The organism is Hymenobacter sp. HSC-4F20 (genome assembly GCF_019599275.1).
Taxonomy (GTDB): domain Bacteria; phylum Bacteroidota; class Bacteroidia; order Cytophagales; family Hymenobacteraceae; genus Hymenobacter.
Window position 1 is genome coordinate 485905 of record NZ_JAHZTD010000003.1, and the last position, 13036, is coordinate 498940.

General features: G+C 59.5%; 16 protein-coding genes. 9 read left to right on the top strand and 7 right to left on the bottom strand.

The features are described 5' to 3' along the window. Positions 1–58 precede the first annotated feature (58 nt). Positions 59–352 carry a YMGG-like glycine zipper-containing protein gene (locus tag K3G63_RS18065; protein WP_220615509.1) on the top strand — a complete coding sequence of 98 codons (294 nt, stop codon included), beginning with the start codon at positions 59–61 and terminating at the stop codon, positions 350–352. Between the two features lie 78 nt (positions 353–430). Here the strand turns inward: K3G63_RS18065 and K3G63_RS18070 are convergent, their stop codons facing one another. Beyond that, positions 431–1483: a methyltransferase domain-containing protein gene (locus K3G63_RS18070; protein ID WP_220615510.1), complete on the bottom strand. Its 1053-nt coding sequence runs from the start codon at positions 1481–1483 to the stop codon at positions 431–433. A 146-nt stretch (positions 1484–1629) separates the two neighbouring features. Here K3G63_RS18070 and K3G63_RS18075 point away from each other — a divergent pair, with 146 nt between their 5' ends. Then, a complete protein-coding gene (locus tag K3G63_RS18075) occupies positions 1630–2562 on the top strand; it encodes a D-2-hydroxyacid dehydrogenase (RefSeq protein ID WP_220615511.1) in 933 nt (310 codons plus the stop codon). A gap of 53 nt (positions 2563–2615) precedes the next feature. On the opposite strand, the gene K3G63_RS18080 is transcribed toward K3G63_RS18075, so the two are convergent. Beyond that, positions 2616–3788 (bottom strand): T9SS type A sorting domain-containing protein, encoded by a 1173-nt coding sequence (locus K3G63_RS18080; RefSeq protein WP_220615512.1) that lies wholly within the window; start codon positions 3786–3788, stop codon positions 2616–2618. Between the two features lie 191 nt (positions 3789–3979). Here K3G63_RS18080 and K3G63_RS18085 point away from each other — a divergent pair, with 191 nt between their 5' ends. The 4 genes from K3G63_RS18085 to K3G63_RS18100 all read left to right on the top strand — a co-directional run bounded on the left by K3G63_RS18085 (position 3980) and on the right by K3G63_RS18100 (position 6674). Beyond that, the gene (locus K3G63_RS18085; protein WP_220615513.1) at positions 3980–4495 is read left to right on the top strand and encodes a hypothetical protein; all 516 of its coding nucleotides are present in this window, start codon (positions 3980–3982) and stop codon (positions 4493–4495) included. 19 nt (positions 4496–4514) lie between these two features. Further along, positions 4515–5288 (top strand): hypothetical protein, encoded by a 774-nt coding sequence (locus K3G63_RS18090; RefSeq protein ID WP_220615514.1) that lies wholly within the window; start codon positions 4515–4517, stop codon positions 5286–5288. After that, positions 5288–5965 carry a hypothetical protein gene (locus K3G63_RS18095; RefSeq protein ID WP_220615515.1) on the top strand — a complete coding sequence of 226 codons (678 nt, stop codon included), beginning with the start codon at positions 5288–5290 and terminating at the stop codon, positions 5963–5965. The genes K3G63_RS18090 and K3G63_RS18095 overlap by 1 nt, the downstream gene beginning before the upstream one ends. A 139-nt stretch (positions 5966–6104) precedes the next feature. After that, positions 6105–6674 (top strand): hypothetical protein, encoded by a 570-nt coding sequence (locus tag K3G63_RS18100; protein ID WP_220615516.1) that lies wholly within the window; start codon positions 6105–6107, stop codon positions 6672–6674. Between the two features lie 90 nt (positions 6675–6764). Here the strand turns inward: K3G63_RS18100 and K3G63_RS18105 are convergent, their stop codons facing one another. Beyond that, positions 6765–6905 carry a hypothetical protein gene (locus K3G63_RS18105; protein WP_220615517.1) on the bottom strand — a complete coding sequence of 47 codons (141 nt, stop codon included), beginning with the start codon at positions 6903–6905 and terminating at the stop codon, positions 6765–6767. A 187-nt stretch (positions 6906–7092) separates the two neighbouring features. Here K3G63_RS18105 and K3G63_RS18110 point away from each other — a divergent pair, with 187 nt between their 5' ends. Continuing rightward, positions 7093–7677, top strand: coding sequence for an HPP family protein (locus K3G63_RS18110; RefSeq protein ID WP_220615518.1), 585 nt, complete (start codon positions 7093–7095; stop codon positions 7675–7677). 9 nt (positions 7678–7686) lie between these two features. Here the strand turns inward: K3G63_RS18110 and K3G63_RS18115 are convergent, their stop codons facing one another. From K3G63_RS18115 to K3G63_RS18125, 3 genes are read right to left on the bottom strand one after another with little or no spacing between them, the layout of a single operon-like run. Further along, positions 7687–8445: a DUF72 domain-containing protein gene (locus K3G63_RS18115; protein WP_220615519.1), complete on the bottom strand. Its 759-nt coding sequence runs from the start codon at positions 8443–8445 to the stop codon at positions 7687–7689. 3 nt (positions 8446–8448) lie between these two features. Beyond that, on the bottom strand, positions 8449–8946 hold the full coding sequence (locus K3G63_RS18120) for a DUF2243 domain-containing protein (RefSeq protein ID WP_220615520.1): 498 nt from the start codon (positions 8944–8946) through the stop codon (positions 8449–8451). After that, positions 8939–9172 (bottom strand): hypothetical protein, encoded by a 234-nt coding sequence (locus tag K3G63_RS18125; protein WP_220615521.1) that lies wholly within the window; start codon positions 9170–9172, stop codon positions 8939–8941. Before K3G63_RS18125 ends, K3G63_RS18120 begins: the two co-directional genes overlap by 8 nt. Before the next feature lie 312 nt (positions 9173–9484). On the opposite strand from K3G63_RS18125, the gene K3G63_RS18130 reads away from it, so the two are divergent. Continuing rightward, on the top strand, positions 9485–9781 hold the full coding sequence (locus K3G63_RS18130) for a hypothetical protein (protein ID WP_220615522.1): 297 nt from the start codon (positions 9485–9487) through the stop codon (positions 9779–9781). Positions 9782–9866: 85 nt separating this feature from the next. Here K3G63_RS18130 and K3G63_RS18135 read toward each other — a convergent pair whose 3' ends face one another. After that, on the bottom strand, positions 9867–10622 hold the full coding sequence (locus K3G63_RS18135; protein ID WP_220615523.1) for a DUF72 domain-containing protein: 756 nt from the start codon (positions 10620–10622) through the stop codon (positions 9867–9869). Between the two features lie 228 nt (positions 10623–10850). On the opposite strand from K3G63_RS18135, the gene K3G63_RS18140 reads away from it, so the two are divergent. Further along, complete coding sequence (locus K3G63_RS18140) at positions 10851–12974, top strand: prolyl oligopeptidase family protein (protein WP_220615524.1); 2124 nt, start codon at positions 10851–10853, stop codon at positions 12972–12974. Positions 12975–13036 lie beyond the last annotated feature (62 nt).

The window sequence follows — 13036 nt, forward strand, 5'->3', positions numbered from 1 at the left end:
TGTAGCGTCGCGTTAGAAGGACAAAACCCATCCTGTTAGGATTTTAACCATAGATGCCATGAAAACGCTCAAGATATATGCGGCTATGCTTTCGGCCCTGTTCGTCATGGAAAGCACGGTAGTAGTTTCGGATGCGGCAGCACAAACTACGCCTAAGAAAACCTGGAGTAAAAAAGCAAAAGGAGCCGCCATTGGTGGCGGTGCCGGGGCTGTAACTGGGGCCGTAATTGGCGGTGGTAAAGGGGCCGTGCTAGGTGGCGTAGCGGGTGCTGCGGCCGGCGGTATCATTGGCCGGAAAAAAGACAAGAAAAAGGATCCGGTGCGCTACGAGCAGTATTCGCGCCGCGACTAAATACTTCCATTTAGCTGAAGAAAAGCCCCGAACCTTACGGTACGGGGCTTTTTGTTTGTAGCAAGCAATAAGGTAGACTCAGCAGCCGCAGCCTCCGGAAGCGTCGGCAGTGCTGGCCGATGCAGCCGGCGACGGGCCACAATTAAACAAGCCGAAATGCTGGCTTTGGTCGCCGAGGACGCGGAAATACGGGGCGTAGCGCGTTTGGCTGAGCATGGCTGCGGTATTGCCGCACACGAGCATGGGCCGGCCCGTTTCAAACCGATGGTGGTCGTCGAGCAGGAAAGCGTGGGGCTGGCCGGGCACGGTGCCCAGGTAGGTCGCTACCTGCCCGTGGTCTTCGCACCGGTCTTCCAGTTCGGGGAGCTTAAAAGCCCGCACCGTAAGCGAGTAAAACCCAATGTTGCCCACTTTGGCCTCAATTTCCGGGTTGCCAATGGTAAGGCGTCGGCTGGCTGTAATCCGATGATCGGCTATGCCAATGCGTTGGAGCAGCCGGCGGAAATCCTCGGTGTAGAGGGCTCCGCTTAGGCACTCCCCGTACAGCACGGGGTCCTGGCGCAACGCCTCCGGAATGCGACGGTCGGCAAAGACATCGGCAATGTGCAGCTCCCCTCCCGGCTTGAGCACCCGGAAGATTTCCCGGTAGGTAGCTTCTTTATCGGTGCTGAGGTTGATGACGCAGTTGCTCACCACCACGTCAATGCTATTATCGGCTAGGTCGGCCGTGCGCAAATCCTCAATGTAGCCGTGGCGAAACTCTACGTTGGGTGTGGCATAGCCAAAGCGGTGTGTATGCGCCGCCACATGACGGCGGGCTACCGCGAGTTGTTCTTCCGTCATGTCTACCCCAATGACACGGCCCGACGCGCCAACTAGCTTGGAAAGCAGATAAGCGTCGCGGCCGCTACCCGAACCTAGGTCCAGCACTGTGCAGCCTTCCACGGCGGGCGGCACGCTCACGCCACAGCCATAATATTTCTCCAGCACCTCGGGCTCCAGCTGGGCCAGAATCCGACGGTGCTCTACCGGAATAGCATCGGTACAGCAGGCATTGGTTTGCAAGTCGTGCTGCGTTTGCAGCTGGCGGCCGTAGTAGTCTTGTACCTGCTGTTGGGTAAGTGCCTGCATACACAAATGATTGGGGGCCTGCCGCCGGTAGGGCCTTGGCTGAGCCTGTGCTCATACGGACCGGCAAAGGGGGTAGTTTGTTTGAACGCTTGCCTACGCTAGCATGGCCGTGCAACCTAGCGGCCGCGGTAGCGAATATGGATACCATGTATCTATTTGTTTACTCTGACTTGCACGCTGAAGCCCAGGACCGGCTACGTGCCCATTTGCCTTCGGAGGTTACCGCCGTGTTTCGCACGGAGCTACCCCCTACCGACCAGCAGCCGGCCTTGGCTAACGCCACTTTACTGCTGGGAAATCCGCCTGCCGACTGGCTTACTACCCCGCCGCCTCAGCTGAAGTTCTGGCAAATTGATTCGGCTGGCATTGAGCGGTATCAGCGAGTGCCGGTAGTGTGCCCAGTAGCCAACATGGGCGACTTTTTTGCCTGGCCCTGCGCCGAAACCATGGTGGCCGGCTTGCTGGGTCTGTTGCGCTATGTACCGGAGCTGGCCGTGTTGCAGGCTGAAAAACGGTGGGTAGGCGGGCCATTGCGCCCGAAGCTGGGCCTGCTGCGGGGGAAGCGCGTCATTATTCTGGGCAGCGGCGCTATTGGGCAAGCCGTAGCTCAGCAGCTTACGGGCTTTGGGTGCGCCGTGCAGTTTCTGGCCCGCACCGATCCACGGGCTCAGCTGCACTCCAAGGAGGAGCTACGGGCTGCCCTACCCCATACCGACATCGTAGTGAATTGCCTGCCGGGCAGTGCGGAAGGCTTTTTCTCTCAGGAGCTGATTGCGGCCATGCATTCCGGGGCTTTTTACGCCAGCGTCGGGCGCGGCAACACCACCGATGAGCCCGCCCTGATAGCCGCCCTGCAAGCAGGCAACCTGGCAGGCGCCGTGCTCGACGTAACGGCTCAGGAACCCTTGCCCAGTGAAAGTCCGCTCTGGAGCCTGCCACGCGTATTACTTACTCAGCACAGCGGGGGTGGCCAGCCCGGTGAGGATGAAGGCAAGGTAGATTTGTTTCTGCGCAACCTGCAGCACCTGCGCCAACAGGAGCCCCTGGAAAACCAAGTCGACTTGCCACGCGGCTACTAAGCCCGGAAGCTAAATTAAACGCTGCTTTTCTAAGACGGAATCAGCCGCTCGGGCTACTCCATCTGCTTCAGCAGGCGCTGATGCACTAGCTGCTCCCCGGTTTCTACTTCTACTAAGTAAACCCCGGCGGGCCAGCCGGCCGTGTTCAGCTGTACGCTGGTTGCGCCGGTTACCTGGGGCTGGATGGCTACTTGCCGACCGGTAGTGTCATATACCCGCACACTGCCAGGCCGAATCGGTTGGGCGCTTTGCACCTGCACCCAGCGGGTAGCCGGGTTGGGCACCAGGCGCAACCCCACAGCAGTAGCAGCCGTGCGGGTAGGTAGCGGCGTAAGCTGATTGAGCCGGTAGGGCCGCAGAAACCGCCATATTTCCCGGCTAGCATGAATGTCACGATTTGTGACGCCGATATCTACCGGGGCCCCAGGCCAGGTGTGCCCACCCCCAATGATGCGGTAATGCTCTACCACGCTTCCTGGTTGGCTCCCGCTGTACACCTGCCGCTCGGCCGTGCTGCCATCGGTGGCGGTAAGGTCGGGCACTTGCGTGAGGGTAGGTGTAGGATTGCAGCCATTGCGTTGTACCCAGGCGGCTACCAGCGTAGGAATGGGTACGAAAAGAATATTGCCAGTATAAGGCACCGTGTTGTCGGCAGTACCATGGATTTCAAGCACCGGCACGGGGCGAGTAGCGTTACAAACGGCCAAGCGGCTCGTAGTCATGCTGCCGGCCACCGAGGCAATGGCCGCCACCCGGTTACTAAGCTGGCACGCCAACTCGTAGCTCATAAAGCCGCCGTTGCTCATGCCGGTGCTGTACACCCGGTTCGCATCAATGCGGTAGCGCAGCCGCAGCGAGTCGATAAGGGCAGAGAGAAAGGCTACATCGTCGGGGCCGCCGGTGCCGGGCGGCGTGAAGGTGTTCCAGTACCGGTTGCCAGCAGGGTCGAGGGTGCCGTTAGGATGCACCACCAAGAAGTTGGCCGTGTCGGCAATGGCCCGAAAGTCGCCGTAGAGTTCCTGCTCCTCCTTATTGGAACCGTAGCCATGCAGGTTGAACAAAAGCGGCACGGTAGCAGTGCTGCTAGCATATGCCTGGGGCACGTACAGGCGGTAGTCGCGCACGACCCCTCCGAACCGGATGGTGCCGCTCACGGTAGTTTGGGCGCGCAAAGTCATTGGCAGCAAAACCACCAGAGCCAGCACCAAGCGTAGCGAGTGTAACATAAGCCGCACGTAAAAGAGTGGAAGAAACTACCTACTACCCGTGCTACGACCAAAAGCCTGGGTTGGGTTGCTAGCGTCGACCTCTGATTGGCGGCTCTTTAGCTTCATAGAAGCTTTTATTCTGCTCCTCAGAATGCAACCATTTCACTGGTGGGTGCACTCTGGCCATTATCTACTTCTTTATTCCTGCTATGCGTCAGTTGTATTCTCTCTTAGTAGGCGGCACGCTGCTGCTGAGTCTCACCGCCTGTCCCATGGTGGAGCCTTTTGAACGGGTGCCGCTACCCTCTTACAAGCCCCTGCTGATGGCCCGGACGCAGCTAGAGCAAGCCGTGGCTGTGCTACCGCCGCAGGAGATGCACAACACCGGCAAAATCTACCTGCGCGACCCGTACATCCTTATCAATGAGCGGTATCAGGGCGTACACATCATCAATAACCAGGACCCCACCCACCCGCAGCCGGTAGCCTTTCTGCGCATTCCTGGCAACGTAGACGTGGCAATGAAGGGGAGCCTGCTTTATGCCGACAGCGGCCCCGACCTGCTCACCTTCGACCTTTCGAACGTGCAGGCTGCCCGCCTGCTCCACCGCGTGCGCGAGGCCGTGCCCGAGCTGCCTATGCCCGAAACGGCTGAGGTTCCCGCAGAATACCAGGAACAGAACCGCCCCGCCGATGCGGTGGTGGTAGGCTGGCAGAAGCTATAATCCTATTTTTCTCTTTTGTATGCGTCTACTCTCTACTCTTTTGATTGCTACCCTGGCCGGCGGCCTTGGCTGGGCCGTAAGCGGCTGCTCAACCCAGAGCGACGCCAGCCCCGCCAGCGCCGACCTGGCCCCCGGCAGCGACGGGAAAGGCGGTTCGCTGGCCCGCTTTACTGTGCTCAATAACACCCTCTATGTCGTCGACAACCAGAGCCTGCGCCTCTTCGACCTGACGACGCCTACCGCCCCGGCCCGGAGCACGGTAGTGCCCCTGGGCTTTGGCATTGAAACCATCTATCCACGCGCGCCCTACCTGTTTTTGGGCACCCAACGGGGCATGTATATCTTCGATGCCAGCCAGCCCGCCCAGCCCCAGCAGCTGGCGTTTTATGAGCACGTCATCAGCTGCGACCCGGTGGTGGTAGACGACAAGTACGCCTATGTAACCTTGCGCGACGGCCGCAGCTGCGGGGGTGGCCCCAACCAGCTCCAGGTTATCGACCTGACCAACCTGCGGGCTCCTCGCCTGGCTCAGTCGTACCCCATGACGCATCCACTGGGCCTGGGGGTAGACAGCGCGCTGCTGTTCGTGTGCGACAAAGACGAGCTGAAAGTGTTCAGTACCCGCACGGCACCGGCGCTACCAGCCCCGCAAACGTTCAGTGTCAGCGTATCCGACGTGATTCCGCACCGCGGACAGCTGCTGGCCATCGGGCCCAAGGGGCTGTACCAGTACCGCTACAGCGGCAACACCCTCACGCCCCTCAGCCACCTGCCCATTACCCCCACCAACTAATGCGCGGCTTTCTTACCTGGGGAGTACTGAGTGGAGGGTTGCTGAGTTTGAACGCCGCGGCCGTGGCGCAGTCGGTGGCTACGGGGCAGCCGGTGCGGCTGCACAACGTAAAGCTGGGCCTGATGCCCGTGCTAGCAGGGGGCTTTCATGTCAGCGGGGAAAAAATGTGGGGGCCTTCCTCCCGCAACGCCTGGGTGATTACGCCTCAGCTTTACTACGGCCCCGTTTCCGACTTTACCTCCGACCTGAGCGAGGGCAAAAATGACCGGGTGCGTGGCTTTGGCCTGGAGGCGCAGCACCGCATCTACCTGGGCGAGCAAACTACCGGGGCCGAAGGCTTCTACCTGGCTTACGGACCCAGCTACCAACATTTTCGTATGGCGTTTCAGAGCCGCAGCTGGGCACCCGAGCTAGGAAGCAACGGCCTCACCTACTACGAGTATCGCTTGCGCCCCCAAACTGAAACAATTAATCGGTATGGGGTATGCGCTGTGGTAGGTACGCAGGCGTTTTTACCCCGAACTCCCATCTTTATTGATGCCTTCATTGGGATTGGACTACGGAAAGCGTCTTCTCGTTCTACCGTAAGCGGAAACCAGTACGCGAGCGGCATGAGCGACTATGGCTCCGAGGGAAGCTATTTTCCGGTAGGTCTTCGGATTGGTGCCGCCTGGTAACCCCCACGCGGCGCAGACCATCGGCCCAGCCCCGCAGGAAACGGCCCGCACCGCTTTACCGTAACGGCAGGAACGATAGCGCCATCGTCGGTAGCCGGCCGAGCTGCGGGTTGTCGTATCTGACCTTGCTTTACTACCCATGAGCACCAGCCGCACATATTCTGCCACTACCGAAAACGCCCTGTGGCAACAAGTAGCCGCCGACCTGGCCCAGGAAGAGAACCTGTATGAGTACCGCGCCGAGCTGCGGCAGGGCGGCTACTCAATTCAGTTTGAACTGGATATTGACCTGGGCGGTGGGTTTGAGGGCGGCTACGAGCTAACCACGTTCAGGGCCGCCGTGTCCAACCACCCGGGCTTCCATTTCGCGCTGCACGAGCAGGATTGGGTGCATGAGGTAGGCAAGCTCCTGGGCCTGACGGATGTGGAACTGGGCGACCCTGAGCTGGATGCGGCCTTCATCATTACCACCAACGACGCGGGGGTGCTACGCACCTTGCTAACGGAGCCAAGCGTCCGTGCTACCCTGCTCAAGTACCAGGAGCTACGCCTGAGTCTGGCCCCAACTTCGCACGAGCCCGGCGCGGAGGTTATGCTTGTTTTCACCAAGGAAGAAGGCATCACCGATCCGGCCCAGCTGCAGGAAATTTATCATATGCTGTACGTGCTGTTGCAGCACCTGGCTCCCCAAGCTGCACTGGTGGGGTAGCCTCTTAACTGCGCAGCAAGGCTTGGGGGCAGGCTGGGGGTAGCACGTGCTACCCCCAGCCTGCCCCCAAACCTTTACCAGGTGCTCTGGCTAGTGCCCCGGAATAATATCCGTCAGCCGCATCATCCAGCCTACCAGATACACTCCAATAATCACCAGTACATAGGCCCACCAGGGCATGTGGGTAAGGCGGTAGCCTAAGCCCATGTACCTTCTTGGTCTCGTTTCCATATGGCCGTGTCGGTTAGGTGAGTGTGTTCTCTTAAGGTACCTTTTTAAGGGCAGAAATCATAGCTACTCGCCACTTATTATCTGATATTATCGTCTGGTTTTCAAGCTATTGTAGCTAACGTCCGTATTCTCCTGCTTTCTCTGTCAGGTATGGATTAGTAGTATTGCAGGATGATATAATTCTGGAATGCGAGAGAAGCTACGACAGCGCATGCGCCGGGCGCGCTACATTTTTTATCAGGAAACCCTTTTCGATTATCGGGAACACCTCTGGACTTTTCTGGGCTCGTTTGTGGGCATTGGCTTGCTTGGCTGGCTGAACAGCCAGTTCCTGTCGCCCCACGACAACCTGTTTCTGATTGCCTCCTTCGGGGCGTCGTCCGTCCTGATTTATGGCATTATCAATAGCCCCCTGGCCCAGCCCCGCAACCTGCTAGGCGGGCACCTGGTTAGTGCCGTGGTGGGGGTTACGGTGCAGCAGGTGCTACCGCACCCCATGTGGCTGGCGGCGGCCCTGGCCGTTTCGCTCTCTATTGTGCTGATGCAGATAACCCGCACGCTGCACCCACCCGGCGGAGCGACGGCCCTGATGGCGGTAATCGGCTCCGAAAAGCTAAAGGCAATGGGCTACCTCTACGTGCTCTGCCCCGTGTTTTCGGGGGTGCTGATCTTATTCCTGGTAGCCATCGTGTTCAACAATGCCACTTCGCACCGCAGCTACCCGGCCAACAAAAGCTGGTTTAAATTCTGGCAGCGCCGGTATCCGCACTAGCGCAGGACGCTACAAGCCGGCCAATGCCAGCATCTGGCGGGCGTTGCCAATGGCCGAGGCGTCGATGTCGTTATTGAAGTAGAGGTAGGCTTCCCGGACGTGGCTGGCCGCCTCAATATCGTGCAGCACCCGCCGCAGAAACTCTTCCGGGTAGGGCGACTTGTACAGCTCCGGCACCCCGTGAAAGCGGTAGTAGACCAGCCCCGAGTTAGTCACTACCTCATCGGGTAGGGCCGGGTGGCTCTGGCCTACAAAGGCGATGCGGCGCCGGGCCAGCTCCTGATACACGTGGCCCAGCCACCAGCTCGGATGCCGGAACTCCACCACGTTCTGAAAGGCCGGGTCCAGGCTTTCCGTAATGCGGACCAGGCGTTCTTCGGTATAATTCATCCGGGGTGGAAGCTGAAACAGCACGGGCCCCAGCTTTTCGCGCAGGCCTTCCTGCACCGTTCCGTAGAAATCGGCGAGCAGCTGGGTGCAGTCGTGAAACTGCTTGTAGTGCGTGATAAGCCGCGGCGCCTTTACCGAGAAGCGAAAGTCCTCGGGGCTCTGCTGGTACCAGCTTTCCAGGGCCGAAAGCTGCGGGAAACGGTAAAACGTGACGTTTAGCTCCAGGGTCCGGAAGTGCTGATGGTAAAACTCAAACCACCGGCGTTGGGGTAGCTTTTCGGGGTAGAAAGTGCCTTTCCAGTGCTTGTAGTGGAAGCCAGAGCAGCCAATATGGTAGGCCGTTGCCGATGGCTGATCCGCTGGTGCGTGCAGGTCCATAGGCTAGGCGGCGTAGGCAGCTCGGGGGGCAGCATCGTGGCGGCCCGCCCGAATCAGGCCCCAGCCAGCCAGCAACAGCAGCACTCCAAAAGCCAGGAAAGCCATATCCCAGGGCATTTTCGCGTCGGTGTATTCGTACACGTGATGCAGCCCCAGAAGCGTGTGGTCGATAATTCCTTCGACTACGTTAAATAAGCCCCAGCCCAGCAGCAAGCTACCCACGAGCGTGCGCCCCGACCACGGCACGTCGGCCCGGCGGCTGGCGGCCCACAGCACCCGCAGCCCAATAACGGTAAGCACCCACACCCCGGCATGAAAGATTCCGTCCCAGTACATATTCACCTTGGCAGCCACCAGGTTATCGGGGGGTAGCTGGTTGGAAAGCATGTTGTGCCACTGCAAAATCTGGTGCAGCACAATGCCATCCACGAAACCACCCAGCCCGGCGCCCAGCAGCAGGCCGGCAGCAATCAGCGGGGTACGGTGCAGGGGCTCAGTCATGGGCAGGAGGTAAGGAGGAACGCGAGGTGAGAGCAGAAGCGAAATACACCCCTACCCCAATGAGCAGCAGCAGGACCACCGGGAGCAGCAGGAGCAGCAGGTTGGCCGTATACTCAGTATTGTGGATGCCGGCCTGCACCCGCGGCCGGCACACTCGGCAGGCCTGAGCCCCCGGGCCGGTCAGCAGCAAGCAACAGGTCAGCCAGACAGCAACCACTGGTTTCATCTTCGAAGGGAGGCAGGAGATACAAAGCAAGTACGTACCAGCTGGGCCGAAATGTTATGTCGAGCTTACCCCTGGCTGCGCCGCCACGCTCGCACGCCACCCCGGTGCAGACGGGCCGGCGCACCAACTCAACCTTAACCTCCCCCCCTGACGGCTAGCTGTTGAGCTACCCCAGTTTTTCGGATGGTAACGCAACTGAGGCGGCCCGGCAGCGTACCACTACCAGGCCCGACGCGGTACGTATGCCGCAGGACCGGGTCTTTTTTTCGGCCGCTCGTTGGCCGTTTTTCCACCACCCTAACCCCCACGAGCATGTCTAATCAATCTGGCAAACGCAGCCAAAACGACCCCAATGCCGGGCCGAATAAAAACGAAAAAATCAGCAACCAGTCTTCGGAAGAAGCCCAGCACCTGGGCTCCACCGACCAGGACCGCTCGGTACGCAGCGGCCTGCCGGGCCAGGCCAGCCAGCCGCACGTAGCCGCGGGCAACCGCCCCGAATCCTTCGAAAACAAGCTAGCCGGCGACCTGGAAAGCGGTACGGGCCTGACTGCTCCCTCCGATAAAGGTGGCAACCGCTCCAACTCCTCCCAAAGCAACCAAGAGTAGTTGCTTTCTGACAAGTCACCAAGGCGGCCTTCCTCTGCACGTATGCGGAGGAAGGCCGCTTTGTGTTGCAGAACAGGGGTAGCGCTTAAGCTGGTGGGGGTGCTGCATCACTACCGGGTAGCAGCTGCTGCAGTTGCTGGGCATTCAGGGCTCCTACCCCACCAATGCCGTTGTTGAAGTACAGATAGGCCTCCTTCACCTCGGGCGTGCTCCGTATTTCAGTAGCTATCCGCGCCAGAAACTCCTCGGAGTACGACGACTTGTACAGCTCCGGCACGCCGTGGAAGCGGTAGTACACGGCGGGCGTGTTGATGATGACCTCGTCGGGGAGGGGCTGCGGGTGGCTTTGGCCCACGAAGCTGACCCCGTGCCGGGCCAAGCGCCGGAACACTTCCCCATCCCACCAGCTCGGGTGCCGAAACTCCAGCACATTAAGGAATGCCGGGTCGAGGTGGTCCAGAATTCGGGTGAGGTAGTCTTCGGAGTAAGCAGATTTCGGGGGTAGCTGAAACAGTACGGGGCCCAGCTTCTCGCGCAAGCCTTCCTGCACTGTCCCGTAAAAATCGGCGAGGATGGGACCTGCTTCCGGCCCGAACTTCTTGTAGTGCGTAACCTGGCGCGGCGCTTTCACGGCAAACCGAAAATCAGCGGGACTTTGCTCGTACCACTGCTCAAAGGCCGTTAGCTCGGGCATACGGTAAAAGGTTACGTTCAGCTCCAGGGTGTTAAACTGGGTGCAGTAGTAGGCAAACCACTTGCGCGGGGGTAGGTCGGCGGGGTAGAACACGCCCTTCCAGTCGCGGTAGGAAAAGCCGGAGCAGCCGATGTAAAGGGTGGGCATAAGAGGGGGAAGACAAGCCGGTTGACGGGCGCTTGAGTCTGGGCAGTACGCAACTCCGCCCGAATTCGGCCACTACCGCCCAGCTTTACAGCCACAGCCAGGACGTGTTTTCCGCTGCCCCTACCTGATAAGCAAGCAGGTACCCGCAGGTTGATGCAGCTTTCTTATCTTGCCCATGACAGTTTGTCGACCTTCGAAGTCTATTCTCCTGCATATTTCCCCTTTCCTATGAGAAACATAGTCCCGACGCTGGCGGCGCTACTGGCCGGTACGGCGGCCCTGGCCCAGGCCCCCATCAAAACCCTACCCTACCCCCAGACCCGGAAGGTAGACACCGTTACCACCTACTTCGGGACCAAAGTGGCCGACCCGTACCGCTGGCTGGAAAACGACCAGGCCGCCGACACCAAAGGCTGGGTGCAGGAAGAAAACAAGGTGACGCAGGCCTATCTGAGCCAGATTCCGTACCGCGACGCCATTCGGAAGCGCCTGGAAACGCTGTGGAACTACGAGAAATACGGCGCCCCCTTCAAGGAAGGCAAGTACACCTACTTCTCGAAGAACACGGGCCTGCAAAGCCAGTCGGTGCTGTACCGGCAGGTAGGCACCGGCACCCCGGAAGTGTTCCTCGACCCGAACCAGTTTTCCAAGGATGGCACTACCTCCCTGGCGGGCATCAACTTTACCAAGGACGGCTCCCTGGCCGCCTACCAGATTTCCGAAGGTGGCTCCGACTGGCGCAAAGTGATTGTGCTGAAAACCGCCGATAAGAGCCTCGTGGGCGATACGCTCAAGGATGTGAAGTTCTCGGGCCTGGCCTGGAAGGGCAACGACGGGTTCTACTACAGCTCCTACGACAAGCCCACGGCCGGCAGCCAACTGGCCGGTAAAACCCAGATTCACAAGCTCTACTACCATAAGCTCGGCACCAAGCAAGGCACCGACAAGCTGATTTTCGGAGGCGAGAAAATGCCGCGCCGCTACATCGGGGCTTCCCTGACCGAGGACGAGCGGTTCCTGGTGATTAGCGCCGCCAACACCACCACCGGCAACGAGCTGTATATCCAGGACCTGAGCAAGCCCGGCAGCGCCATTGTGCAGGTCATTGACCACGAGAAAAACGAGGTGAACGTGGTAGATAACGTAGGCAGCAAGCTCTACATCGTTACTAACCTCAGTGCGCCCAACAACCGCGTGGTTACCGTGGATGCGGCCAACCCTACCCCCGCCAACTGGAAAAACCTGATTCCGGAAACGCAGAACGTGCTGCACGTAAGCACCAGCGGCGGCAAGCTGTTCGCCAACTACCTCAAGGACGCTACCTCCCTCATTGAGCAGTACGACATGAACGGCAAGAAGGAGCGCGCCATTACGCTGCCTTCGGTGGGCACGGCCGGCGGCTTCTACGGCAAGAAAGAGGAAAAGGAAACCTACTACACCTTTACTTCTTACATCTACCCGCCCACTATCTTCAAGTACGACATTGCCACCGGCAAATCCACGGTGTACAAGAAAGCCGGCGTGCAGTTCGACCCCACCAAGTACGAGTCGAAGCAGGTGTTTTACACTTCCAAGGACGGCACTAAGGTTCCGATGATCATCACCCACAAAAAAGGCCTGGTGATGAACGGCAAGAACCCGACCCTGCTTTACGCCTACGGCGGCTTCAACTCCAGCGTAACGCCCGGTTTCAGCACCAGCAACATCATTTTGCTGGAAAATGGCGGCATCTACGCCGTGCCCAACATCCGGGGCGGCGGCGAGTACGGCGAGAAGTGGCACCTGGCCGGCACCAAGCTGCAGAAGCAGAACGTGTTCGACGACTTTATTGCCGCCGCTGAGTACCTGACCAAAAACAACTACACCTCCAAAGACTACCTGGCTATTTCGGGTGCTTCGAACGGGGGTTTGCTGGTAGGCGCTACCATGGCCCAGCGCCCTGAGCTGTTCAAGGTAGCCTTCCCGGCCGTGGGCGTGATGGACATGCTGCGCTACAACCAGTTTACGGCCGGCGCCGGCTGGGCCTACGACTACGGCACGGCCCAGGACTCCAAGGAAATGTTTGAGTACCTCTACAAATACTCGCCCTACCACGCCCTGAAGCCCGCTTCCTACCCCGCCACCCTGGTTACCACCGCCGACCACGACGACCGGGTAGTGCCCGCGCACTCCTTCAAGTTTGCCTCCAAGCTGCAGGAAAGCCAGAAGGGCAGCGCTCCGGTGCTCATCCGCATTGAAACGAAGGCCGGCCACGGCGCCGGCCGCTCTACGGCCCAGGTTATCAGTGAGCAGACCGACAAATGGGCCTTCCTGTTCCAGAATATGGGCGTGCCCTACCAGGCAGTAAACTAAGCCGCCCTGGTTTCCTACCCTTGCCAACCGGCCGAACCCTCATAGGTTCGGCCGGTTTATTT

Bases quoted from the DNA above. Each gene is read 5' to 3' on its own strand.
- K3G63_RS18080 (WP_220615512.1), bottom strand. From the start codon at position 3,788: ATGTTACACTCGCTACGCTTGGTGCTGGCTCTGGTGGTTTTGCTGCCA.
- K3G63_RS18125 (WP_220615521.1), bottom strand. From the start codon at position 9,172: ATGAAACCAGTGGTTGCTGTCTGGCTGACCTGTTGCTTGCTGCTGACC.
- K3G63_RS18095 (WP_220615515.1), top strand. From the start codon at position 5,288: ATGCGCGGCTTTCTTACCTGGGGAGTACTGAGTGGAGGGTTGCTGAGT.
- K3G63_RS18065 (WP_220615509.1), top strand. From the start codon at position 59: ATGAAAACGCTCAAGATATATGCGGCTATGCTTTCGGCCCTGTTCGTC.
- K3G63_RS18105 (WP_220615517.1), bottom strand. From the start codon at position 6,905: ATGGAAACGAGACCAAGAAGGTACATGGGCTTAGGCTACCGCCTTACC.
- K3G63_RS18135 (WP_220615523.1), bottom strand. From the start codon at position 10,622: ATGCCCACCCTTTACATCGGCTGCTCCGGCTTTTCCTACCGCGACTGG.
- K3G63_RS18140 (WP_220615524.1), top strand. From the start codon at position 10,851: ATGAGAAACATAGTCCCGACGCTGGCGGCGCTACTGGCCGGTACGGCG.
- K3G63_RS18110 (WP_220615518.1), top strand. From the start codon at position 7,093: ATGCGAGAGAAGCTACGACAGCGCATGCGCCGGGCGCGCTACATTTTT.
- K3G63_RS18100 (WP_220615516.1), top strand. From the start codon at position 6,105: ATGAGCACCAGCCGCACATATTCTGCCACTACCGAAAACGCCCTGTGG.
- K3G63_RS18090 (WP_220615514.1), top strand. From the start codon at position 4,515: ATGCGTCTACTCTCTACTCTTTTGATTGCTACCCTGGCCGGCGGCCTT.
- K3G63_RS18085 (WP_220615513.1), top strand. From the start codon at position 3,980: ATGCGTCAGTTGTATTCTCTCTTAGTAGGCGGCACGCTGCTGCTGAGT.
- K3G63_RS18130 (WP_220615522.1), top strand. From the start codon at position 9,485: ATGTCTAATCAATCTGGCAAACGCAGCCAAAACGACCCCAATGCCGGG.
- K3G63_RS18075 (WP_220615511.1), top strand. From the start codon at position 1,630: ATGTATCTATTTGTTTACTCTGACTTGCACGCTGAAGCCCAGGACCGG.
- K3G63_RS18115 (WP_220615519.1), bottom strand. From the start codon at position 8,445: ATGGACCTGCACGCACCAGCGGATCAGCCATCGGCAACGGCCTACCAT.
- K3G63_RS18120 (WP_220615520.1), bottom strand. From the start codon at position 8,946: ATGACTGAGCCCCTGCACCGTACCCCGCTGATTGCTGCCGGCCTGCTG.
- K3G63_RS18070 (WP_220615510.1), bottom strand. From the start codon at position 1,483: ATGCAGGCACTTACCCAACAGCAGGTACAAGACTACTACGGCCGCCAG.